A 23,459-nucleotide genomic window follows, 5' to 3' on the forward strand; every position below is an offset into this window, starting at 1 on the left:
CCCCCCCCCCCCCCCCCCCCCCCCCCCCCCCCCCCCCCCCCCCCCCCCCCCCCCCCCCCCCCCCCCCCCCCCCCGCCGCGCCCCGCCCCCCCCCCCCCCCCGCCGCTGTTTGTCGTTCGCATACAGGGCGGTTTCCACGCCAAGCGTCACCGCGATCTCACGGTTGCGTAACACACCCGTCATGGATACCGTGTTTCCTTCTATTCGACAGCGATTCCTACAGTGAAACTTCGTCGAACCGAGGAGCCCCCATGACGCTGGAAGCCACCGACACATCCGTGCTGCGCCTCCCGTCCACGAACGGCCGGTCCCCCGAGACCTCCGGCACCGCCGGTCTGGCCGAGCTCGCACACGCGACCGGCACCCGCTTCATCCTCGCCGTCTTCACCACCCTGTCCGGAAAGCCCTGCGCCAAGCTGGTTCCCGTCGAATCCGTCGACGAGCTCGCCACCGACGGTGTCGGTTTCGCCGGCTACGCCGCGGGCTCGATGGGCCAGGTCCCCAAGGACCCCGACCTGGTCGCCATCCCCGACGTCTCGTCCTTCACCCCCATCCCCTTCGTCCGCGAGGGCCTGGCGCTGGTCCACTGCGACCCCTACGTCGAGGGCAAGCCCTGGCCGTACGCCCCGCGGGTGATCCTCAAGACCGCGCTCGCGCAGGCCGCCGCCAAGGGCCTGAGCGTCAAGGTGGGCACCGAGATCGAGTACTTCCTCGTCCAGCGCGACGAGAACGGAACCCTGCGCACCGCCGACGCCCTCGACACCTCCCGCCAGCCCTGCTACGACGCCCGCGACGTCACCCGCATGTACGAGCACCTGACGTCGATCTCCTCGGCGATGAACACCCTCGGATGGGGTAACTACGCCAACGACCACGAGGACGGCAACGGGCAGTTCGAGCAGAACTTCCAGTACGCCGACGCCCTGACCACCGCCGACCGCGTCATCACCCTGCGTTACCTCATCTCCGTGCTCGCCGAGCAGCGCGGCATGACCGCGACCTTCATGCCCAAGCCGTTCGCCGATCGCACCGGCTCCGGGATGCACATGCACCTGTCGCTGTGGCAGGGCGACACCCCCGTCTTCCCCGACGCGAACGATTCCTGCGGACTCGGACTGTCCAAGACCGCCTACTCGTTCGTCGCCGGCATCCTCGAGCACGCCTGCGCCCTGCAGGGTGTCATCGCACCGACGGTCAACTCCTACAAGCGCACCGGCGCCACCAGCACCGCCTCCGGCGCCACCTGGTCGCCGCGCTACGCGACCTACGGCGGCAACGACCGCACCCACTACCTGCGCGTCCCCGACGCCAACCGCGTCGAACTGCGCGGCGGGGACGGCTCGGCCAACCCCTATCTCGCCACCGCCGCGACCGTCGCCGCCGGCCTCGACGGCATCGAACGCGACCTCGATCCCGGCGAGCCGGGCACCGGCGGCACCGCGACGCTGCCGATGACGCTGCTGCACGCCATGGACGCCCTCGAGGCCGATCCGGTGGTCTCCGGCGCACTCGACGCAGCCGGTGCGGGCGTTGCCGACTACTTCGCCTCCCTCAAGCGCGAGGAGTTCTTCCACTGGCACAACACCGTGACCCCGTGGGAGATCGACAGCTATCTGACCGCTTTCTGACCACCGACTTCTTCCAAACCCATCGAACAGGAGAGACGACCATGTGCGGAATCGTCGGACTTCATCTGCGAGACGCCTCGCTCGAGCCCCGGTTGGGCAGCCTGCTGACCGGGATGCTCGGGCAGATGGTGGACCGCGGACCGGATTCGGCGGGCGTCGCCGTCTACGGCAACCCGGTCTTCTCCCCCGCCGGGGAGTCGTCGGTCTCGGTGCTCGACGCACCCTCGGACCTCGCCACCGCCGTCGGCGATGCACTGGGTGTGGCCGTCGGGGCGCTCGATCTCGCCCCCACCACCGTGCTGCACGCCCCCGTCCCCGCGACCCTGCTCGCCGACACCGTCCGCACGCTGGCCCCCACCGCGACCGTCATCGGTTTCGGCGACGACGTGACCGTCCTCAAGGGCACCGGCGATCCCCGCGATCTCGCCGAGACCTTCGGCCTGCCCGCCGCCTCCGGCCGGCAGGGTGTCGGCCACACCCGCATGGCCACCGAATCCGCCGTCACCGCAGCAGGATCGCACCCCTTCGCCGTCGGCCCCGACCAGTGCCTCGTGCACAACGGCTCGTTCTCCAACCACCTGTCGATCAAGCGCGAACTCGAGGACGAGGGCGTGGTGTTCGACAGCGAGAACGACACCGAGGTCGGCGCACGCTTCGTCGCCAAACACCTCGCCGAGGGCGCCGATCTCGAGAAGGCACTGCGTCTGCTCGGTGAACGCTTCGACGGCTTCTACACCCTGCTGGTGTCCACCTCCGATTCCTTCGCCGTGGTCCGCGATCCGATCGCCTGCAAGCCCGCGATCGTCGCCGAGTGCGACGCCTACGTCGCGATGGCCTCGGAATTCCGCGCCCTGGCAGGACTTCCCGGCATCGCCGACGCCCGCATCTTCGAACCCGAACCGGACCGGGTCTACGTGTGGCGACGCTGACCGGCCGCGCGAATCCCGACTCCGCCGTCCCGATCTCATCCCCGGAGGCAATCATGACCACCGACACCCTGCTCCCGACCGCCACCTACGACCTGGCGACGACCACTACCCGCGAACTCAATGCGGCACTGCACGCGATGGAGACCCCGGCCTCGATCGAGGTGGTGAACCCGCAAGGCGCCCACGCACTCGCCTGCGGCCTGAACCGGCCGATCGACGTCCGCATCGACGGCCACGTCGGCTACTACGCAGCCGGGATGAACCAGCACGCCCACGTGACCATCGATGGCAACGCCGGCGTCGGGGTCGCGGAGAACATGATGTCGGGCAGTGTGCGCGTCACCGGCGACGCCTCGCAGTCCGCCGGTGCGACCGCCCACGGCGGGCTGCTGGTCATCGAAGGCAACGCCGCCGCACGCTGCGGCATCTCGATGAAGGGCGTCGACATCGTCGTCGGCGGTGATATCGGTCACATGAGCGCCTTCATGGGACAGGCCGGCCGACTCGTCGTCCTCGGCGATGCCGGTGAGGCCCTGGGCGATTCACTGTACGAGGTGCGGATCTACGTGCGGGGCAGCGTCGCCTCGCTCGGTGCGGACTGCGTCAAGAAGGAGATGCTCCCCGAGCACATCGCCGAGGTGCAGGAACTGCTCGACACGGCCGGTTTCGACGCCGACCCGGCCGAGTTCACCCGCTACGGCTCGGCCCGGCAGCTCTACCACTTCCACGTCGACAACGCTTCGGCCTACTGAGAGCCCCCGACGTTCTTCCGCCCGCTCGACCCCCGAGGAGACTTCCATGACCTTCCAGCCCGGACTGCGTGAGTCGGCCACCTTCGACCGCAACGTCATCCACGAGATCCAGCGCGCCGCCGCGACCGGCATCTACGACATCCGCGGCTGGGGTGCCAAGCGCAAGGTTCCCCACTTCGACGACCTGCTCTTCCTCGGCGCGTCCATGTCGCGTTACCCACTCGAGGGCTACCGCGAGAAGTGTGAGACCGACGTCGTCCTCGGCGACCGCAACGCGAAGTACCCGCTGCACCTCGACATCCCGGTCACGATCGCCGGAATGAGCTTCGGTGCGCTGTCCGGTCGCGCGAAGGAGGCCCTCGGGCGTGGCGCCAGCGAGGTCGGCACGTCCACCACCACCGGCGACGGCGGCATGACCCCGGAAGAACGTGGGCAGTCCAAGCACCTCGTCTACCAGTACCTTCCGTCGCGATACGGCATGAACCCCGACGACCTCCGCAAGGCCGACGCCATCGAGGTCGTGCTCGGCCAGGGCGCCAAGCCCGGTGGCGGCGGCATGCTCCTCGGGCAGAAGATCACCGAGCGGGTCGCGGGGATGCGTACCCTGCCGGTGGGCATCGACCAGCGCAGCGCGTGCCGGCACCCCGACTGGACCGGCCCCGACGACCTCGCCATCAAAATCCTCGAACTGCGCGAGATCACCGGCTGGGAGAAGCCGATCTACGTCAAGGTCGGCGCGACCCGCACCTACTACGACGTCAAGCTCGCCGTGAAGTCCGGCGCCGACGTCGTGGTGGTCGACGGGATGCAGGGTGGCACCGCTGCCACCCAGGACGTCTTCATCGAGCACGTCGGCATCCCGACCCTGGCCGCGCTCCCCCAGGCGGTGCAGGCCTTGCAGGAGATGGGTGTGCACCGCACCCCGGGCGGCGTGCAGCTGATCGTCTCCGGCGGTATCCGCTCCGGCGCCGACGTCGCCAAGGCGATGGCCCTCGGCGCGGATGCCGTCGCCATCGGCACGGCCGCGCTGATCGCCCTCGGCGACAACGATCCGAAGTACCAGGCCGAATACGAGAAGCTGGGCTCCGCGGCCGGTTTCTACGACGACTTCCAGGACGGCAAGGACCCCGCCGGCATCACCACGCAGGATCCCGACCTGCAGGCCCGCTTCGATCCGGTAGAGGGTGGCCGCCGCCTCGCGAACTACCTGCGGGTGCTCACCATGGAGGCCCAGACCATCGCCCGGGCGTGCGGCAAGTCGCACCTGCACAATCTCGAACCGCAGGACCTCGTCGCGGTCACGATGGAGGCCGCCGCGATGGCTCGGGTGCCCCTGGCCGGCACCGACTGGATCCCCGGCCGCAGCGCCTTCTGACCGTGGCGACAGGCCTGCCACCGCACTTCCCGAGAGGACACAAGATATGACCGCCTTCGACACGCTCTGGGCATCGATCCTGGATGTCGGTAAGCATCCGACGACCGGGGGCTATCGCCGATTCGCTTGGAGCAAAGCCGATTTCACTCTCCGCGAGTGGTTCCGCGGCTGCGCCGCCGAGCGCGGCATGGACGTCGAAGAGGACCGGAACGGGAACCTGTGGGCGTGGTGGCTCCCCGTCGGCTGGGAAGGCGATCCCACCGACGCCTTCGTCACCGGTTCGCACCTGGACTCGGTGCCCGACGGCGGCGCGTTCGACGGACCACTCGGCGTGGTCTCGGCGTTCGCCGCGGTCGATCTGGTCCGGGAGCGCGGCATCGTCCCGACCGTGCCGATCGCGATCACCGCGTTCTCCGACGAGGAGGGTGCCCGCTTCGGTGTGGCTTGCGTGGGCAGTCAGCTCACCACCGGGGCGCTCGCTCCGCAGCGTGCGCTCGGCCTGCGTGATCGTGACGGAATAACGTTGGCCGAGGCCATGACCCGCGCCGGTCGTGTGCCCGAACACATCGGCACCGACCCCACCCTCGTCGACCGGGTCGGGGTGTACGTCGAACTTCACGTCGAACAGGGCCGGGCCCTCGACCTCGTCGATGCACCGGTCGCGGTCGCGTCGTCGATCTGGCCGCACGGCCGATGGCAGTTCACCTTCACCGGTGAGGCCAACCACGCCGGAGCCACGCGCCTGGTGGACCGCCGCGACCCGATGCTCGCCTACGCCTCGTCGGTGCACAGCGCCCGCTCGTGTGCCGCGGCGGCCGGTGCGGTCGCCACCTTCGGCAAACTCGAGGTGCTGCCCAACGGGGCCAACGCGATCCCCTCCGAGATCAAGGCCTGGCTCGACGCTCGCGCCGCGGACGAGGAGACCCTGACGACGCTGGTCGCCGAGATCGAGGCCGAGGCCCGCAAGCACTGCCTGCCGGACGAGATCGGACTCGATGTCTTCGCCGAATCGATCACCCCGATCGTCGAGTTCCCGGCCGGACCGCGCGAACGGTTGCGCCGCGCGCTGTCGCATCTCGGGGACATCCCGGTACTGCCCACCCAGGCGGGACACGACGCGGGCATCCTCTCGGAGAAGGTTCCCACCGCAATGTTGTTCGTGCGCAACCCCACCGGTGTCTCGCATTCACCGCACGAGTTCGCCGAGGCCGACGATTGCAACATCGGAGCGCAGGCGCTGGCCGACATCATGGCGGACTGGACGACGGGCAGTTAGGTGGCCGCGCAGGTGATCCGGTCCGGCGAGCGGCGGCGGGTGCCCTGGCGCAACGGCGCCGGGATCACGGAGGAGGTCGCGACCGGACCCGACGGCCCCTCCGGCCGTCCACTGTGGCGGATCAGCGTGGCCGAGCTGGGCTCCGAGCCCAGCGAGTTCTCGGCCTTTCCCGGCACGGAACGGATCTTCACCGTCATCGGTGAGCACGGCGCCGACCTCGACTCGGGCCACGGACCCCGTTCGCTGGATCCGTGGCGTCCACACTCGTTCGCCGGTGAGGACGCGCCCCACTGCGTCCCCCGAGGCGCCACCCGTGCATTCAATGTCATGACCGAGCGCGGGGGCGCCACTGCGGCCGTCGGGTACTTCGCGCTCGACACGGTGTGCGACACCGCCGCAGATGGTGTCACGGCCCTCTACGTGCGATCGGGCTCGGTGCAGGCCGGTACCGAACGAGCTGCGCCCGGGGACTGCGTCCTGATCCGCGGCGAGGCCGTCACCCTACGAGGCTCGTCGGCCACCGGACTACTGGTCCGCATCGAACCCACTTCCTCCCTCTGACATCGACTCCCCCACCGACCTCCTGATTCGGAGGCCGACCGAACAAAGGATCCTCAGGTGACGGACACGACCAAGTTTCTGATCGTCGGCGGCGGCCTCGAAGGCCTGGCCATCGCCTACTCCCTCGCCGACCGCGGCGAAACCGACGTCCTCGTCCTCGAGCGCGACACCCTCTGCTCGGGCATGACCGGTAAATCGAGCGGCGTCGTGCGGTGCCACTACGGCACCCCTTCGCTGGCCGCGATGTCCTGGTACGGCGTCGATATTTTCACCAGGGCGACCGAAATCTTCGGCGACGACATGGCATTCCGCCGGTGCGGTTACGTCGTCGGTGTCGCGGAGAACAACGTCAAGCCGCTCGAGGCGAACATCGAGATGATGCAGGGCCTGGGCATCGCCACCGAACTCATCTCCCACGACAAGATGGCCGAACTGTGGCCGGGCCTGAACCTCGACGATTTCGCCCTGTTCGCCTACGAACCGCTCGGCGGTCGCGGCGAGGCCTACATGGCGGGAATGGCGTTCGGTGCAACGGCACGTCGGATGGGCGTGAAGATCCGACAGAGCACCCCGGTGGTGTCGTTGCTGCAGAACGCCGCGGGCCGGGTCTACGGCGTCACTCTCGCCGACGGGTCCGAGGTGCACGCCGAGCAGGTCGTCGTCGCGGCGGGACCGTGGACGCCGGCACTCGTCGCCGGTGTCGGCGTCGACATCGACGTCCGGGCGCAGCGCGCGCAGTTGGTTCTCGTCGACCAGGGTGTCCCGACCCCGGAGGTGCCCGTGCTGTCCGATCTGGCGGGTCTGCAGTACATCTGCCGTGAGCCGAACGGTGAACTCCTGGTGGGCAATTCCGATCATCAAACGCCGCAGTACATCGATCCCGACAAGTACGTGAACCGCGCCGACGACTCGACGATCGAGAAGAACATCATGAAGCTCGGCAACCGCCTTCCCGACATGCCGGACCCGCGGATCACCAGTTCGTACGTCGGTGCCTACGACGTCACCGAGGACTACAACCCCGTCATCGGTCCGGCACCGGTCGAGGGTCTGTTCCTGGCGACGGGATTCTCCGGGCACGGATTCAAGATCTCCCCCGCGGTGGGCAAGCTGGTCGCCGACCTGCTGATCGACGGGAAGACCGACCTTCCGAACGTGAACCCGGACGACTTCCGTTTCTCCCGCTTCGAGGAGGGTGATCTGCTCCTGAGTCTCAACCCCTACGAAGGCGCCGGCGAGATGCGCTGATCCCCACCTACTCAGCACTCGTGCCCTCCACGGACCCGGCCGGATCCCTGTCGTCCGGATCTGTGGAGGGCACCGCCATGTCTGCATTGCGGCGTTCACCACCGGTGGACACACGCTACGCTGACGAGATGGCCAGCCCAGATCGTCCCGTCTTGTACGACGATTCCGGACGCGAAGTTCCGCGCGGCACCCCGACGGGTGTGGATCTCGAGCGCGCGATCGCCCACCAGGTGCGGTCGTTGCGGCTGGCCAGCGGCCTGTCCGTCGGCGACATGGCCGCGAAGGTGGGGATCTCCAAGGCGATGCTCTCGAAGATCGAGAACGCCCAGACCTCGTGCAGTCTGTCGACGCTCGCCCGGCTCGCCGTCGGCCTCGACGTCCCCGTCACCTCGCTCTTCCGGGGCGCGGACGCGCACCGCGACGCGGTGTTCACCAAGAACGGGCACGGCGCCGAGATCGTCGGTCGCGGTACGCGGGTGGGCCATCACTACGAACTGCTCGGCGCGCTGCGGGGACAGCACAAGAGACTCGAACCGGTGCTGGTGACCCTCACCGATGCGAGCGACGTCTTCCCGCTCTTCCAGCATCCCGGCACGGAATTGCTGTACATGCTCGAGGGCGAGATGCTCTACGGCCACGGCGATTCCGAGTACCACCTGCAACCGGGCGACGCCCTGCTCCTCGACGGCGAAGGGTTGCACGGACCGAACGAGCTGCTGAAGCTGCCCATCCGGTTCCTCGCCGTCACGGCGTATCCCGACAATCACCAGCCGTGAACGACCGGCAACCGTGAACACGACGGAGCCCTCACCGCCCGGTGCGGTGAGGGCTCCTGCCGTTCGATCGGTGAAGCTCGCCGGTCAGGACTTGGGCACGATCACGTCGCGATCCTCGGCGAACGCCTCGGGACGCAGCGTCGACGGACCGGTGGGTGAGAACGAGTCCATCACGTAGGCCGTCTCCCCATGGACCGGGACGTCGATGCCCCGCATCTCCGTCTCGGTGTCGACCCGGATGCCCATGATCTTGTCGAGCGCCTTCGCGATCAGGAAGGTCACCGCGAACGAGTAGGCGAACACCGCGGCCATCGCGACGATCTGGCGTCCGAGGAAGTCGATCCCGCCGCCGAAGAACAGACCGTCGACACCGGCCGGCGCAGCGGCCGTCGCGACGAAGGCGATGAGGGTGGTGCCTACGACGCCGCCCATGAGGTGGATGGCAACGACGTCGAGTGAGTCGTCGTAGCCCATGCGGAACTTCCAGCTCACGGCGAAGCAGCCGACGGCACCGGAGACCACGCCGATCAGCAGGGCACCGAGCGGGGACACGAGGCTCGCTGCGGGCGTGATGCCCACGAGTGCGGCGATCACGCCCGAGATGGCACCGAGCGTCGTCGCGTGCTTCTCCTTGATGCGTTCGACGATCAGCCAGCCGAGCAGGCCGGCCATCGCGGCGACGAGCGTGTTGAGGACGACGACACCGGCCGTGTGGTTGGCGCCGCCCGCCGAACCGCCGTTGAAGCCGAACCAGCCGAACAGCAGGATTCCGCCACCGAGCACGACGAGGGGCAGGTTGTGGGGACGTGCCACGTGCGGGAATCCACGGCGGCGACCGAGTGCGATGGCGAGTGCCAGCGCCGCGACACCCGAGTTCATGTGCACGGCGGTGCCGCCGGCGAAGTCGTGGGCGGCGAGCGTGTTGGCGATCCATCCGCCCTTCGTGCCCGCTTCCTCGTCGTCGAAGGCGAAGACCCAGTGCGCGACCGGGAAGTAGACGAGGACGACCCAGATGCCCGAGAACACCAGCCACGCCGAGAACTTCATCCGGTCCGCGACACCACCGGCGATGATCGCCACCGTGATGCCTGCGAAGAGGAGGTGGAAGGCCGCGGTCAGTGCGGCGGGCATCCCTCCGTCCGGGTCCTCCTCGAGCAGCGAGCCCAGACCGATGTCGGTGAAGGGATCGCCGATGAGGCCGAGGCCCCCGACGCTGTCACCGAGCACGGCGGCCGGACCGAACAGCACCCACAGGACGGCTGTGACGGCGAATCCACCGAACACCATCATGATCATGTTGAGCGCGCTCTTGACTCCGAGCATGCCGCTGTAGAACAGCGCCAGGCCCGGAACCATCAGTACGACTGCTGTGAACGCCGCCAAAACCCAGGCGGTATCGGCGGCCGCGAGTGCCTGTTCCATATAAGTCCACCCTGTTCGATCCCGGGGTTCACGACCCCTACGTCAGTCGGTGACCCACATTCATCACCGTCCCCTGAGAGTGGACCCACTCTGTAATGTCCCTGCGAGGCGCGGGTGAACTTCGTGTAACGCCACCGCCGTTCACCGGACGGGGATGCCGTTGCGTCCGGGCAGGCAGTATGGAGGACGAGACGCCGCATCCCGCGGTGTGCACAACCTGTGCCACCCGGGTATCCCTGCCCTGCCCGGGTTCCGCGGGAACGACGGCTCGAACCGCTGCACGCATCTGGGAGGTAGACGATGGGACGGGTCACGACACGTCGACCGGTACTGCGCATCACTGCGGACAGGGCGACGCGACGTCCCGATACCCTCGCCGTCGAGGAACCGCTCGAGATCAGGGTCGGCGGTGAGTCGCTCACCATCACGATGCGCACCCCCGGTCACGACGTCGATCTCGTCCACGGATTCCTGCTGGCCGAAGGGATGATCGGCAGTCGCGAGGACATCGCCGCCGTTCGCTACTGCGACGGGGTGGACGAGAGCGGCGCCAACACCTACAACGTTCTCGACGTCGCCCTCGCGCCCGGCGTCACCGTCCCCGAAGGGACGGGGCGACGCGCATTCACGACGACCTCCGCGTGCGGGGTGTGCGGGAAGAACTCGCTCGACGAGGTGCGCACGCGCACGCGATATCCACTGAAGGATGCCGGCACCACCTCTATCGGAACGCACACCCTCACCGAACTTCCCGACACGCTGCGTCGGCACCAGCAGGTCTTCGAGTCGACCGGCGGTCTGCACGCGGCCGCACTGTTCACCCCCGACGGGGCGCTGCTGGCCCTGCGCGAGGACGTCGGCCGGCACAACGCCGTCGACAAGGTGATCGGCTGGGCCCTGACCGACAACCGGGTGCCGCTCTCGCACAGCGTGCTCATGGTGAGCGGACGCGCCTCGTTCGAACTCGTGCAGAAGGCGGTCATGGCCGGGATCCCCGTGCTCGCGGCGGTCTCGGCGCCGTCGTCGCTGGCCGTCGATCTCGCCGCGGAGTCCGACCTCACCCTCGTGGGCTTCCTCCGCGGCGACACGATGAACGTCTACACCGTCCCCGAACGCATCAAGACCGACTGACCGGCGGCATCAACCGCATGTGCCGTCCTGCGCCTCGCCCGCGCGTACTCCGTCGACGAACGCCCGCACGTCGTCGACGGACTCCTCGAGTACCGCTCGGTGATCGGCTCCGTCGTATACCCGATAGCTCAGGTCGGCTCCGTTGCCGCACAGCGCCGCGGTCACCTGATCGGTGACCGGACGCAGTACCAGCGCGTCGTCGCTTCCCTGCACGACGAGCGTCGGCACCCTCAGGGTGAGCGGTTCGACCTCCTGACCGGCGTAGTACTCACGGAGCGGTTCGAGGTCCGCATCCGGAGCGAACACCTGATCCACCGGTACCGTGCTCGCCACCTCGCGGATGTCGTCCATGCACCCGGTGCGCGCGGCGTCGAGCAAGGGGCGCGAGGCGTCGGTGAGCATCGCGTCGGCGTCGATGCTCGGGTCCGCCGCCTGCGCTCCGAGCAGCAGCACCGGCAGGAACCCGAGCGCCGGACCGATCGCGGGTCCGGCGGTCGCGTAGTACTCGGCCGTCTCACTCGTGCGACTGCCCGGGGCGAAGGCGACCGCGCCCTGCAGTTCGAGTTCAGGGGCGCGTTCCGTGCCACGAGCCGCCGCATGCAGCGCGGCGTGCCCGCCCTGACTGTGTCCCATCGCGATCCATCGGGTGCCGATAGCCGGATCGAGTTGACGAGCGGCACGCACGATGTCGACGACACTGTCGGCTGCGCTGTCTCCGTTCATGTAGGGATGTCCGCCCGGTGTGCCGAGGCCTTCGTAGTCGGTCTGGACCACGGCGTAGCCGTCTGCGACCCACCGGTCGAGCATGGCAGTCGTCCTGCTGATGTAGGAGTGGGCGGGACCACCGGGGGTGTCGGCGGACGGCGCACAGGCGTCACCGACCCCGGTGGTGCCGTGCGCCCAGCTGATCACGGGCCAGCCTCCGGCGGGCGCTTCTCCCTCGGGGATCGCGACCGTGCCCGAGACGAGGGTGGGGCGCCGATCGGCACCATCGGACAGGTAGGTGATCAGATGCGTTCGCGACGCGCTGGGAAGCGCCGCCGTACCGGTGAGGGTGCGTTCGGTGACGAGGGAGCCGGGTCCCCCGGCAGTCTCCTCGGCGTCGTCGCCGAAGTCGGAGCAGGACGTGATGCCGAGCATCGACGCTGCGGCGAGTACTGCCATCACACGCCGGGAAGTACGAGAGAGCATGAATCCTCCGTTGGGATGTCAGTCCACGTTCGGCGCTCACTGCACGCCGTTGACGTGGCTACCGCCGTCGACGAACAGCGTGTTGCCTGTGGGATAGCGGGAGTCGTCGCTCGCGAGAAAGGCTGCGACCGTGCCGATGTCGTCGAGAGGGTCGCCGATGCGGCCCATCGGGTTCGCCGCGGCCTGCGTGGCGGCCATCTGCGGGTCGGCCGCCGCCACCCGTCGGTATGCCGCGCTCTGCACGCCGGGGCAGATCACGTTGCAGCACACCTGTTTCGGCGCCCATTCCCGAGCCGCAGTACGGTCGTGCTGCGCAGTGCCGAATTCGCGCACCGCGGCATCCACCATGGCGTGCACCTGTTCGCGGTCGGTGACGTCGGTCGGGACGAAATCCGCGGCCGATCCCCATCCCGGCGCCGGTGACGATCGCCACCCGCCCGTCCAACTTCCCCATGCCGTTCCTTTCCGATACGACGGCGTGTGCGGCGCAGGCCGTCAGCGAGGACGGGGAACCGTCCTGTCGATGAACAGCGCCTCCACGGACACGCACACCGTGCCGTCCGCGGTCCTGATCTCGCCGACCGTGTTGATCTTGCGGCCGTCCTGCTCGACCAGACGACCGGTGATCGTCAGCGGCTCGAACAGTGGGGTCGGCCGGTGGTACCGCACGTTGAGCTGTGCGGTGGCGCCGCTGCGCCCGGCCCAGGCGTTCGCCACACCCAGCGTGTGATCGAGCAGGAGGGCGGAGACTCCGCCGTGCACGTGCCCGGGCGGGCCCTGGTACGGGAAGGTCAGTTCGACGACGCCTTCCACCGATCCGTCTTCGCGACCGGCCAACACCAGCGGCGGAGCGAGCGCGTTCTCCGGACCGGTGACCGGATCGTGCCGGGTGACGCCCTCCCCGTGCCACATGTCGATCAGTCGCTCCCGCACTTCGGGAGCGTGTTCCTCGAGGTGCTCGGCGATATTGTCGAGCTCTTCGGCGACCCGCTCGAGATTCGCGTTGCCACGGTCGGTGCGCAGCAACGCGTCCACCACGCGCCGCGCGGCGGCGGTGGCGCGGTCGACGGCGGTGTCCTGCGGTGCCGAGGTCAGAACCGTACCGTCGGGCGCGTGTCCGACGACGGGGTGGGTGTCCGGGTCGACTCTCATCGAATCTCCATCGTGGCGTGGGTGAGCACCGGTTGCCCCTCGCGCTCGGGACATGTGGCGAGCAGGGTGAGGGTGTCGCCGTCTCGCCAGACCTCCGTCTCGATCGTCTCCCCGGGGTACAGCGTGCCGGCGAAGCGGACCGAGAACGACCGGACCCGGGTCGGGTCTCCACCGAGCACACCGTCGACGACGGCCTTGCACACGACACCGTACGAGGCGAGTCCGTGCAGGATCGGCCGATCGAAACCGGCTGTCTTCGCGAATTCGGGATCCGCGTGCAGCGGGTTCATGTCGGCACTGAGCCGGTACACCAGTGCCTGTTGCGTGCTCGTAGGTGACACCAGGGTCTTGTCGGCGTCCCGTTCCGGCACTGCGTTCGACACATGGGGCCCGGCGTCTCCGCCGAAGCCGCCCTCACCGCGCGCCCAGATCTGCATCGCACTGGTCCACAACGGGTTTCCGTCGGCATCCACTGCGGACTGTTCGAGCACGATCACGGCGGCCTTGCCCTTGTCCCACACATCGGAGATGCGAGACGAGACGGTCGCCGAACCCGAGATCGGGATCGGGGCGTGCACGGTGACGGACTGGCCACCGTGCAGGATCCTGCGCAGGTCGATGTCGATTCCCGGCAGGCTCAGTCCGGCCTGTGTCACCGCACCGGCAGAGACACCCTGACCGGCGACCATCGCGAAGGTCGGCAGGACCCGCAGGTCCTTCTCGTACACCCACCGCAGTTCGGCGGGATCGAGCGAGTCGACACCCGCACCCAGACCGAGGTGGTAGAGGATCACATCGCGTTCGGTCCACGAGGCATCGCGGACGGTGGGCGCAGCGGAGAGCGCGACATCGGTATCGATGGGCATGGGCGTCACTTTCCGGGCTCGGGATCGCGGGGCAGGCCGAGAAGCCTCTCACCGATGATGTTCAGCTGGACGTTGGTCGTCCCACCGGCGATGGACATGCACTGCACGTTGAGGAACATGTGGGTCGCCGGAGTTCGGTCCTGGTCGTCGAGCAACGACGCAGTACCGGCCCAGTCCATCGCGGTCTCCCAGACCTGCTGGAGGTGCTCGACGCCGAGGAGCTTGGCGACGGAGGACTCGGCACCCGGCTGTGCACCGGCCAGGGACCGCAGAGCGGTACGCAGACCCATGAGGCCACCGGACGCGGCATCGCCGAGAACCTTGCCGAGGACGGTGAGTTGTTCGTCGTCCGGCCCACCGGGCATACCGTTCGCGAGCGCCATGAGGGTCTCGCAGCCGGCACCGAAAGTCGAATCGTGCGAGAGGGAGACGCGTTCGTTCGCGAGGGTGGTACGGGCGAGCTTCCATCCGTCCCCGGGCTCGCCGACGAGGCACTCGTCGGGCACGAACACGCCGTCGAGGAACACCTCGTTGAACAGGGCTTCGCCGGTGATCTCCCGCAGCGGCCGGATGTCGAGCCCCTCGGTGTTCCTGATGTCGATCAGGAAGTAGGACAGGCCTTTGTGCTTGGGCGCTTCCGCGTCGGTGCGGGCGAGGCAGATGCCCCAGTCCGCGACCCGCGCCATCGACGTCCACACCTTCTGGCCGTCGAGCCTCCATCCGCCGTCCACCTTGACGGCCTTGGTGGACAGGCCCGCAAGGTCGGACCCGGCGCCGGGCTCGGAGAAGAGCTGACACCACACGAGATCCCCGCGCAACGACTGCGGGACGAATCGCTCGATCTGCTCGGTACTGCCGTGCGCGATCAGGGTCGGCACCACCCAGTTGCCGATGATCATGTCGTGCGGTTCGAGTTCGGCGGCGCGCAGTTCCTCGGCGACGACGAGTTGCGTGACGGCGTCGGCGGCCTTCCCCCACGGTTCGGGCAGGTGGGGAGCGGTGTAGCCCTTCTCCGCCAGATACGCCTTCCGCGCTGCGTTCTCCAGCGACTTCGCCGGCTCGAGTTCGGCACGGACGTCGGCGCGGATCCGTTCCGCCTCGGGCGGAAGATCGACGCTCAGCACGCGGCGGGCACCGTCGAGCGTGAGGTGGGCGACCCGGCGCCGCCACGACGCCGTGGAGCCGAGCAGGATCCGGAGGGACTGCGCGCGGCGCATGTACAGGTGCGCGTCGTGCTCCCAGGTGTAGCCGATACCGCCGAGCACCTGGATGCAGTTCTTGGTGACCTGGAAGGCGGCCTCCGGGGCGATGGACGCGGCGACCGCCACGGCCAGCGACGCCTCGTCGTCCGGCACGTCCTCGCGCCGCGCTCGGGCTGCGTCCCAGGCCACGACCCGAGCCTGTTCGGTGAGGCAGAGCATCCGGGCGACGGTGTGCTTGACACCCTGGAACTGTCCGATGACACGGCCGAACTGCTTGCGGACCCGCGCATATCCCGCGGCGGTGGTGGTCGCCCAGTCCGCGAGACCGGCGGCCTCGGCGGCGAACAAGGTCGCGGCGATATCGACGATCCGATGCGGGTCCGATCTCAGCACGTCCCCGTCGGACAACGTCAGGGCGCTCACGGTGATCTCGGCGTTGCGGCGGATCACGTCGTAGCTGGGCAGGTTCGTGACCTCGACCCGGTCACGGGTCACGACGACGAAGACCCGCTCACCACCGTCGTCGGCCGCGAGCAGGAACACATCCGCGACCTGGCCGCCGAGGGCGACACCGGAGGTTCCCGAGAGCGTGACGGAATCGCCGTCGCGCTCCACGCGCAGGTCCCCCGGCTGCAGGGCGACCGCACCGAACAGCGAACCGTCCGCGAGCCCGTCGAGTTCGCTGCGACGGCCGGCCTCGTCGAGGACCGCGGACACGATCGCGGTCGGAAGGAACGGGCCCGGCACCATGGCCCGTCCGAGTTCTTCTGCGACGATTGCTGTTTCGAGTAGTCCGAAACCGGCGCCTCCGACCTCTTCGGGCAGGTGCAATCCCAGCATGCCGAGTTCGGCGAACGAGCTCCAGTACGTCGGGCGGGCTTCCGTCTTCGCTTCGACGGCCGTGCGGATCACGTCGGGTGTGGCGTGTCGTGCCGCCCAGCCGCGTACGGAATCACGGAGCTCGCGGTCCTCGTCGCTCAATCCCAGAGTCATGATCGGGTCCCTTCGGATAGCAGAATGTCCGGCGTCAGATGCGCTCGATGATGGTGGCGGAGGCCATCGCGCCACCCGCACACATCGTGACCAGCGCCGTCGAACGGTTCGAACGCTCGAGTTCGTGCAGGGCACTGGTGATCAGTCGCGAGCCGGTGGAACCGACGGGGTGGCCGAGCGCGATGGCGCCGCCGTTGACGTTGACCTTGCTCATGTCGGCCCCGTGGACCTGCGCCCAGGACAACACGACCGAAGCGAAGGCTTCGTTGATCTCGACGATGTCGATGTCGGACAAGGACATTCCGGTGCGTTCGAGTACCGCGCGAGTCGCGTCGATGGGGCCGTCGAGGTGGTAGTACGGATCCGAACCGACGAGCGTCGACGCGAGGATACGGGCACGTGGCCGCAGACCCGACTCGCGCGCCTTGTCCTCGCTCATCAGCAGTACGGCGGCCGCGCCGTCGCTGACCTGGGAGGAGTTTCCGGCGGTGTGGATTCCGTTCTCGATGACCGGCCGGAGACCGGCGAGTCCTTCCGCGGTGGTGTCGCGAAGACCTCCGTCACGCGTCACGGTCGCGATCTCACCGGTGGGCTCGCCCTCCTTGGTCACGACCGGCGCCTGCACCGGGACGATCTCGCGGTCGAAGCGCCCCTCGGCCCACGCGGCTGCGGCGCGACGCTGCGACTCGAATCCGAGAGCATCGACATCGTCACGTTTGATGCCGCGCTTGTGGGCGATACGTTCGGCGGAGGTGAACTGGTCGCCCATGTCGATCGACCAGTCGTCCGGATAGGGGTTGCCGGTGCCCGGGGCGTTTGCCTGACCGAGGAACACCCGGCTCATCACCTCGACGCCGCATCCGATTCCGGCGTCGATCTGCCCGGACGCGATCAGTCCGGCCACCATGTGGACCGCCTGCTGCGACGAACTGCATGCGCAGTCGATGGTGGTCGCGGCGGTCGTGTACGGGAGACCTGCGTGGAGCCAGGCCTGGCGGGTCACGTTGTTGGACTGCTCCCCCGCCTGGGTCACGGCGCCCCCGACGAGCTGACCGACCTGGTCGGCAGGCAGTCCGGTGCGGTCGAGAACGGCCTTCTGGGCGGCACCGAGCAACACCGCGGGGTGGACCCCGGCCAGCTGTCCGCGACGACGACCGATCGGTGTCCGCGCGGCCTCCACGATGACGACCTTGCTCATGCCTACTCCCAGCTCTCGACGTTATTGAAATTTATTCTAGTAACGGTGATCGCAGTTTCCCGCACAGTCCCACCGAGCGGGACCGGCCTTGCGGAATGTGGCCTTCGGGAATCGCCCGTCAGCGCGTACCGGCGGGCAGATCGACCAGCAGAAGGTCGCACGCGACACGCAGATCGGACTCGACCTCGGGGATCGATATCCGCCCGTTGAGCGCGGACTGGACGAGACCGAACCACAGTGCCACGACCAACCGCACGACGGTTGCGTCCCGCACCGTGGGTTCCGCGATACCCGCGGCGGCCAGGAGCAGTCCGTCGAAGTGCTGGTCGATCTTCGCCACGTCGGGAATGGTGGCGGCGTTCGACGACGCGGCGGATCGGATCATCGCGTTCGCCAGTAACGGAGTGCGCACGAGCGCCCGGGTGGCCTGCAGCAACGCGTCGTATACGACGTCGACAGGCGACGAGGACGACTGCGAGCGCCTGGAGAGGTGGATTCCCATCCGATCGATCCGATCCACCATGACCGCGACGAACAGATGGGTCTTGGACGGAAAGTAGCGGTAGAGGGTCCCGATGGCGACGCCGGCGAGTTCGGCGACCTCCTGCATCCGAACGCGTTCGAGTTCCTTCACCGCCCCCAACTGTGCGGCAGCGTCGATGATCCGGCCGTATCGCGCATGCTGTTCCGCCGAACTCGGTTCTGCGGCGTCCCGGGCCTCCGCAAGTCTGGGCATGCTCGGTTCCTCCCCTTCACGACCGGTGGCGCATCGACCACTGCGGCGACGAACGTTCCAGGTGGGCACGTCTCGTATCCCGCCTGATCCCGGCCAGTGGGACCTGTCCCGTGGGTGGACCGACCACCACCCGAGACTAGAATGAATACTAATTCCGGCGCGGTGCACTGACGAACCGCCACAATCGAACAGGAGACGTTTCATGGGTGAATCCGTAAGTCTGGCCGGGCGCGCGGCGGTCGTGACCGGCGCCGGGGCCGGCCTGGGCCGCGCCGAAGCCCTCGCCCTCGCCGAGGCAGGCGCCGCAGTCGTCGTCAACGACGTGGGCGACGCAGCGCACGAGGTGGCAGAGGAAATCGTCGCGTCGGGAGGCCAGGCCATCGCCGTCACCGGCGACGTGTCCGACTGGGCTCTCGGCGGTCGCCTCGTCGAGGAATCGGTCAAGGCATACGGGTCCTTCGACATCCTCGTCAACAACGCGGGCATCATCCGCGACAAGATGATCTTCAACCTCACCGAGTCCGACTGGGACGACGTGATCCGAGTGCACCTCAAGGGCCATGCCGCCACCTCACATGCGGCGGCGGTGTACTGGCGTCAGGCGAGCAAGGCTGCGGGTGGACCGGTCTACGGCCGCGTCGTCAACACCTCGTCGGAGGCCTTCCTCTTCGGTTCCGCCGGACAGCCGAACTATTCCGCTGCGAAGGCAGGCATCACGGCTCTGACACTGTCCACGGCGCAGGGGCTGGCGCGATACGGCGTCACCGCGAATGCGATCTGCCCCCGCGCACGCACCGCGATGACCGCTGAGGCCTTCGGCGAGGCCGGCGCCACGACCCGACTCGATCCCCTGGCGCCGGAGCGCGTGGCCACCCTCGTGCGTTACCTCGCCTCACCGGCGTCCTCGGAGATCACCGGACAGGTGTTCGTGGTGTACGGAAAGATGGTCGCGCTCATGGCCGCACCGACCGTCGAGAACCGCTTCGACGCCGCCGGTTCGGCATTCACGGTCGAGGAACTCGACGAGCAGCTCTCGTCGTACTTCACCGGCCGCGGCCCGTACGAGACCTACGCCGCCTACAGCATCGCGGAACTCGAGAAGGCCGCGCTGGCCGTCGACTGATCGCTTGACACCGGACCCACGAAGGGAGCACGCCATGAGGCTTGCAGACAAGGTTGCGATCGTCACCGGTGGCGCCGGAGGGATCGGGCGCGGCATCGTCAGAGCATTCGTGGACGAGGGTGCCCGCGTCCTGTTCGTCGACATCGACCGGCCCGCGGGTGAAGCCCTCGAAGCCGAGGTCGGCGAAGCCGGGAAATTCCTGTACGCGGACATCTCCGACGAGTCGAGCGCCGAGACGATCGTCGCGGACGCCGTCGAGCATTTCGGAAAGCTCGACGTGCTCGTCAACAACGCGCACGCGTCCCGGCAGGCGCCACTGCTCGAGACCACACAGGAGATGCTCGACCTGTCGTTCGGCACGGGCTTCTATCCGACCTTCCGATTGATGAAGGCAGCGCACGCCCAGCTCGCCGCGAACAAGGGGTCGGTGATCAACTTCGCGTCGGGAGCCGGGATCGACGGGAGCGCCACGCAGAGTTCGTACGCCGCTGCGAAGGAAGCGATCCGGGCGATCAGCCGGGTCGCGGCGAACGAATGGGCCGCGGAGGACATCAATGTCAACGTCATCTCGCCTCTGGCACTGACCGAGGGCGTCGAGGCGTACATCGCGGCCAACCCCGGCGTCGAGGAGGCGCTACTGGCGAAGACCCCGATGCACCGCTTCGGTGACCCGCAGGCCGATATCGGCCGTGTCGCGGTCTTTCTGGCCAGTGAGGATGCGTCCTACATGACGGGCCAGACACTCATGGTCGACGGCGGGACCATCACACTGCGCTGATCCACCGACGGACCGGATTCGACCGCCAACGACGACGAGCGCCTCGGCACTTTCGTGCCGCGGCGCTCGTGCAGTTCCGAAGGGTCTTCGGAATCAGGCGGTCTTGTCGCGCCGTTCCCGATCGGTCTTGCGCGGCACGATCGTCGGAAGGACGTTGTCGTTGACGGTCTCGGCGGTGACCACGACCTTGGCGACGTCGTCGCGGCTGGGGATGTCGTACATCACGGGCAGGAGCACCTCCTCCATGATGGCGCGGAGCCCGCGGGCGCCGGTGCCACGGAGGATCGCCTGGTCGGCGATCGCTTCGAGTCCGTCCTGGGAGAACTCGAGTTCGACGCCGTCCATCTCGAACAGGCGCACGTACTGCTTGACCAGAGCGTTCTTCGGCTCCGACAGGATCTGGACGAGTGATTCCTTGTCGAGATTGGTCACCGACGCGAGGATCGGCAGACGACCGATGAACTCCGGGATCAGGCCGAACTTGATGAGGTCCTCGGGCATGACGTCGGCGAAGTGGTCGGTGGTGTCGATTTCGGCCTTCGACCGAACCTCGGCGCCGAAGCCGATGCCGCGCTTGCCGACGCGGTCGGAGACGATCTTCTCGAGACCCGCGAATGCACCCGCCACGATGAACAGCACGTTCGTGGTGTCGATCTGGATGAACTCCTGGTGCGGATGCTTGCGACCACCCTGCGGCGGGACGGATGCCTGGGTGCCTTCGAGGATCTTCAGCAGCGCCTGCTGCACGCCCTCGCCCGACACGTCGCGAGTGATCGACGGGTTCTCGCTCTTGCGGGCGATCTTGTCGACCTCGTCGATGTAGATGATGCCGGTCTCGGCGCGCTTGACGTCGTAGTCGGCGGCCTGGATGAGCTTGAGGAGGATGTTCTCGACGTCCTCACCGACGTAGCCGGCCTCCGTCAGTGCGGTGGCGTCGGCGATGGCGAAGGGCACGTTGAGCATCTTCGCGAGCGTCTGCGCGAGGTAGGTCTTGCCACAACCGGTGGGGCCGAGAAGCAGGATGTTGGACTTCGCGAGTTCGACCGTCTCACCGCGGGAGTCGCGACCCTTGTCGCCGGCCTGGATGCGCTTGTAGTGGTTGTAGACCGCCACGGCCAGCGTGCGCTTGGCGTCGTCCTGGCCGATCACGTAGTTGTCGAGGAAGTCGCGGATCTCGGCCGGCTTGGGCAGCTCGTCGAGCTTGACCTCGCTGGTCTCGGCCAGCTCCTCCTCGATGATCTCGTTGCAGAGATCGATGCACTCGTCGCAGATGTAGACACCGGGGCCCGCAATGAGCTTCTTGACCTGCTTCTGGCTCTTTCCGCAGAAGGAGCACTTGAGCAGATCTCCGCCGTCACCGATACGTGCCATCAGTCAGGTCCCTACTTCCTCGTGTGCGTGCAACCGGTCCCGCAACCACCACACGGGGCGGTCCCGGGGAGCGGGCCCTTTGATCGACCGTACCCGGATGTCGGCGCGCAGGTCGACCGGTTCTGCGCGTTTCCGGTCATATTTGTACACCACAACATGTGTCGGCGATCACAGTCCCGGCGTCGGTGGTTCCGGAAGGCACCGTGCCTTCCGGAACCGCCTGCGACGTTCTACTTCTGGGCCGAGAGCTTGCGGTACTCGAGGACCCGGTCGATCAGACCGTATTCGACGGCCTGCTCCGCCGTGAGGATCTTGTCCCGATCGGTGTCCTTGCGGATCTGCTCGGGATCCTTACCGGTGTGCTTCGAGAGCGTGTTCTCCATGAGGGTACGCATGCGCTCGATCTCGGCGGCCTGGATCTCGAGGTCGGAGACCTGTCCCTGGATGCCACCCGTCGCGGGCTGGTGGATGAGCACGCGAGCGTTGGGCAGCGCCAGACGCTTGCCGGGGGTGCCGGCGGCGAGCAGGACGGCCGCGGCGGATGCCGCCTGCCCGAGGCACACCGTGGTGATGTCGGCGCGGACGTACTGCATGGTGTCGTAGATCGCCATGAGCGAGGTGAACGAACCACCCGGCGAGTTGATGTACATGGTGATGTCGCGGTCGGGATCGAGCGACTCGAGCACCAGCAGCTGGGCCATCACGTCGTTGGCGGACGCGTCGTCGACCTGGACGCCGAGGAAGATGATGCGCTCTTCGAACAGCTTGTTGTACGGGTTGGATTCCTTGACGCCGTAGCTCGAGTGCTCGATGAACGACGGGAGGATGTAGCGGCTCGCGGGCGAGGCAGGAGCGGCGCCGCCGAGCTGGCGCGGATCGAACATGTTGGTCATCGCTTCTCCAAGAATTCGGTGGTGTGAGGGCAGATCGGGCCGGGACCTAGTTGGCGGTGCCGCCGGCCTGCTGCGCCCGGGAGACGACGTGGTCGACGAAGCCGTATTCGAGCGCCTGCTGCGCCGTGAACCAGCGGTCGCGGTCGGAGTCCTTGGTGATCTGCTCCACCGACTGGCCCGTGTGCTCCGCGATGAGCTCGGCCATCTCGCGCTTGGTGTGTGCGAACTGCTCCGCCATGATCGCGATGTCGCTCGCCGTACCACCGATGCCTGCGGACGGCTGGTGCATCATGATCCGCGCGTGCGGGAGTGCGTAACGCTTGCCCTTGGTACCGGCGGAGAGCAGGAACTGACCCATCGAGGCGGCGAGACCCATCGCGAAGGTCGCGACATCGCACTCGACGAACTTCATCGTGTCGTAGATCGCCATACCGGCGGTGACCGAACCGCCCGGTGAGTTGATGTACAGGGAGATGTCGCGGGTGGGGTCCTCGGCCGACAGCAGAAGGATCTGCGCGCACAGCTTGTTCGCGATGTCGTCGTCGACCTGGGTGCCCAGGAAGATGATGCGCTCGCGGAGCAGGCGTTCGTACACCGAGTCGCTGAGGTTCAGCCCAGCCGTGGCCGAGGTCATCGCGGGACCGATGGATGTCGCCGGATTCTGAGGAGTCACGGGTACCTGCCTTCTCGTCGATCGTGGGTTGCTGACACTGACACTAACGAAACGGGGCGGGCCCCCCCCCCCCCGGGGGCCCCCCGATGCGGAACTAGGAAATAAAGGTGCCCCGGGGGGTGTTGTATGAAAGGGGGGGGGGACCCCAACCGGGCGCCCAGCCGAGAGGGAGGAACCCCGAACCC

The 23,459-nt window shown here is 67.9% G+C and carries 21 protein-coding genes and 1 pseudogene; 11 read left to right on the forward strand and 11 right to left on the reverse strand.

The genetic code is table 11. The features are described 5' to 3' along the window. The first annotated feature begins 251 nt into the window (after positions 1-251). From glnT to A5767_RS01700, 8 genes are all read left to right on the forward strand, one after another. Positions 252-1,628, forward strand: coding sequence for a type III glutamate--ammonia ligase (glnT, locus tag A5767_RS01665; protein ID WP_006551161.1), 1,377 nt, complete (start codon positions 252-254; stop codon positions 1,626-1,628). A 41-nt stretch (positions 1,629-1,669) separates the two neighbouring features. Further along, the gene (locus A5767_RS01670; protein ID WP_064851504.1) at positions 1,670-2,557 is read left to right on the forward strand and encodes a glutamine amidotransferase; all 888 of its coding nucleotides are present in this window, start codon (positions 1,670-1,672) and stop codon (positions 2,555-2,557) included. Between the two features lie 53 nt (positions 2,558-2,610). Continuing rightward, positions 2,611-3,309: a protein glxC gene (locus A5767_RS01675; protein WP_064851512.1), complete on the forward strand. Its 699-nt coding sequence runs from the start codon at positions 2,611-2,613 to the stop codon at positions 3,307-3,309. 46 nt (positions 3,310-3,355) lie between these two features. Then, positions 3,356-4,684: an FMN-binding glutamate synthase family protein gene (locus A5767_RS01680; RefSeq protein WP_064851505.1), complete on the forward strand. Its 1,329-nt coding sequence runs from the start codon at positions 3,356-3,358 to the stop codon at positions 4,682-4,684. A gap of 46 nt (positions 4,685-4,730) precedes the next feature. Continuing rightward, positions 4,731-5,960, forward strand: coding sequence for an allantoate amidohydrolase (locus A5767_RS01685; RefSeq protein ID WP_064851506.1), 1,230 nt, complete (start codon positions 4,731-4,733; stop codon positions 5,958-5,960). Continuing rightward, positions 5,961-6,521 carry a HutD family protein gene (locus A5767_RS01690; protein ID WP_024100582.1) on the forward strand — a complete coding sequence of 187 codons (561 nt, stop codon included), beginning with the start codon at positions 5,961-5,963 and terminating at the stop codon, positions 6,519-6,521. Between the two features lie 57 nt (positions 6,522-6,578). Further along, complete coding sequence (locus tag A5767_RS01695; RefSeq protein ID WP_006551155.1) at positions 6,579-7,769, forward strand: NAD(P)/FAD-dependent oxidoreductase; 1,191 nt, start codon at positions 6,579-6,581, stop codon at positions 7,767-7,769. 128 nt (positions 7,770-7,897) lie between these two features. Further along, on the forward strand, positions 7,898-8,545 hold the full coding sequence (locus A5767_RS01700; protein ID WP_024100581.1) for a helix-turn-helix domain-containing protein: 648 nt from the start codon (positions 7,898-7,900) through the stop codon (positions 8,543-8,545). Between the two features lie 84 nt (positions 8,546-8,629). Here A5767_RS01700 and A5767_RS01705 read toward each other — a convergent pair whose 3' ends face one another. Beyond that, positions 8,630-9,967 carry an ammonium transporter gene (locus A5767_RS01705; RefSeq protein ID WP_006551153.1) on the reverse strand — a complete coding sequence of 446 codons (1,338 nt, stop codon included), beginning with the start codon at positions 9,965-9,967 and terminating at the stop codon, positions 8,630-8,632. Positions 9,968-10,267: 300 nt separating this feature from the next. Between A5767_RS01705 and fdhD the strand changes: the two genes are divergently transcribed. Continuing rightward, positions 10,268-11,098, forward strand: coding sequence for a formate dehydrogenase accessory sulfurtransferase FdhD (gene fdhD, locus A5767_RS01710; protein ID WP_019289053.1), 831 nt, complete (start codon positions 10,268-10,270; stop codon positions 11,096-11,098). 9 nt (positions 11,099-11,107) lie between these two features. On the opposite strand, the gene A5767_RS01715 is transcribed toward fdhD, so the two are convergent. From A5767_RS01715 to A5767_RS01745, 7 genes and pseudogenes are all read right to left on the reverse strand, one after another. Continuing rightward, complete coding sequence (locus tag A5767_RS01715) at positions 11,108-12,289, reverse strand: alpha/beta fold hydrolase (protein ID WP_064851507.1); 1,182 nt, start codon at positions 12,287-12,289, stop codon at positions 11,108-11,110. Between the two features lie 36 nt (positions 12,290-12,325). Further along, positions 12,326-12,743 (reverse strand): annotated as a pseudogene (locus A5767_RS01720) (SDR family oxidoreductase). 41 nt (positions 12,744-12,784) lie between these two features. After that, positions 12,785-13,441, reverse strand: coding sequence for a PaaI family thioesterase (locus A5767_RS01725; RefSeq protein WP_016691875.1), 657 nt, complete (start codon positions 13,439-13,441; stop codon positions 12,785-12,787). Then, a complete protein-coding gene (locus A5767_RS01730; protein WP_064851508.1) occupies positions 13,438-14,307 on the reverse strand; it encodes a MaoC/PaaZ C-terminal domain-containing protein in 870 nt (289 codons plus the stop codon). The genes A5767_RS01725 and A5767_RS01730 overlap by 4 nt, the downstream gene beginning before the upstream one ends. A gap of 5 nt (positions 14,308-14,312) precedes the next feature. Further along, positions 14,313-16,502 carry an acyl-CoA dehydrogenase gene (locus tag A5767_RS01735; protein WP_064851509.1) on the reverse strand — a complete coding sequence of 730 codons (2,190 nt, stop codon included), beginning with the start codon at positions 16,500-16,502 and terminating at the stop codon, positions 14,313-14,315. Positions 16,503-16,536: 34 nt separating this feature from the next. Next, positions 16,537-17,700, reverse strand: coding sequence for a steroid 3-ketoacyl-CoA thiolase (locus A5767_RS01740; protein ID WP_064851510.1), 1,164 nt, complete (start codon positions 17,698-17,700; stop codon positions 16,537-16,539). A gap of 118 nt (positions 17,701-17,818) precedes the next feature. Beyond that, complete coding sequence (locus tag A5767_RS01745) at positions 17,819-18,436, reverse strand: TetR family transcriptional regulator (RefSeq protein ID WP_039586885.1); 618 nt, start codon at positions 18,434-18,436, stop codon at positions 17,819-17,821. Positions 18,437-18,638: 202 nt separating this feature from the next. On the opposite strand from A5767_RS01745, the gene A5767_RS01750 reads away from it, so the two are divergent. Together A5767_RS01750 and A5767_RS01755 are read left to right on the forward strand one after the other, a co-directional pair. After that, positions 18,639-19,559, forward strand: coding sequence for a 3-oxoacyl-ACP reductase (locus A5767_RS01750; RefSeq protein ID WP_064851511.1), 921 nt, complete (start codon positions 18,639-18,641; stop codon positions 19,557-19,559). 34 nt (positions 19,560-19,593) lie between these two features. Continuing rightward, positions 19,594-20,337, forward strand: a complete 744-nt coding sequence (locus A5767_RS01755; protein WP_019289045.1) for an SDR family NAD(P)-dependent oxidoreductase — start codon at positions 19,594-19,596, stop codon at positions 20,335-20,337. Positions 20,338-20,430: 93 nt separating this feature from the next. On the opposite strand, the gene clpX is transcribed toward A5767_RS01755, so the two are convergent. The 3 genes from clpX to A5767_RS01770 all read right to left on the reverse strand — a co-directional run bounded on the left by clpX (position 20,431) and on the right by A5767_RS01770 (position 23,274). Then, positions 20,431-21,708 carry an ATP-dependent Clp protease ATP-binding subunit ClpX gene (gene clpX, locus A5767_RS01760; protein ID WP_006551142.1) on the reverse strand — a complete coding sequence of 426 codons (1,278 nt, stop codon included), beginning with the start codon at positions 21,706-21,708 and terminating at the stop codon, positions 20,431-20,433. A 230-nt stretch (positions 21,709-21,938) separates the two neighbouring features. Next, positions 21,939-22,601 carry an ATP-dependent Clp protease proteolytic subunit gene (locus A5767_RS01765; RefSeq protein WP_016691867.1) on the reverse strand — a complete coding sequence of 221 codons (663 nt, stop codon included), beginning with the start codon at positions 22,599-22,601 and terminating at the stop codon, positions 21,939-21,941. 46 nt (positions 22,602-22,647) lie between these two features. Further along, positions 22,648-23,274: an ATP-dependent Clp protease proteolytic subunit gene (locus tag A5767_RS01770; protein WP_016691866.1), complete on the reverse strand. Its 627-nt coding sequence runs from the start codon at positions 23,272-23,274 to the stop codon at positions 22,648-22,650. Positions 23,275-23,459: the final 185 nt, after the last annotated feature.

This window comes from Rhodococcus sp. 852002-51564_SCH6189132-a (genome assembly GCF_001665495.1).
GTDB classification, from domain to species: domain Bacteria; phylum Actinomycetota; class Actinomycetes; order Mycobacteriales; family Mycobacteriaceae; genus Rhodococcus; species Rhodococcus pyridinivorans.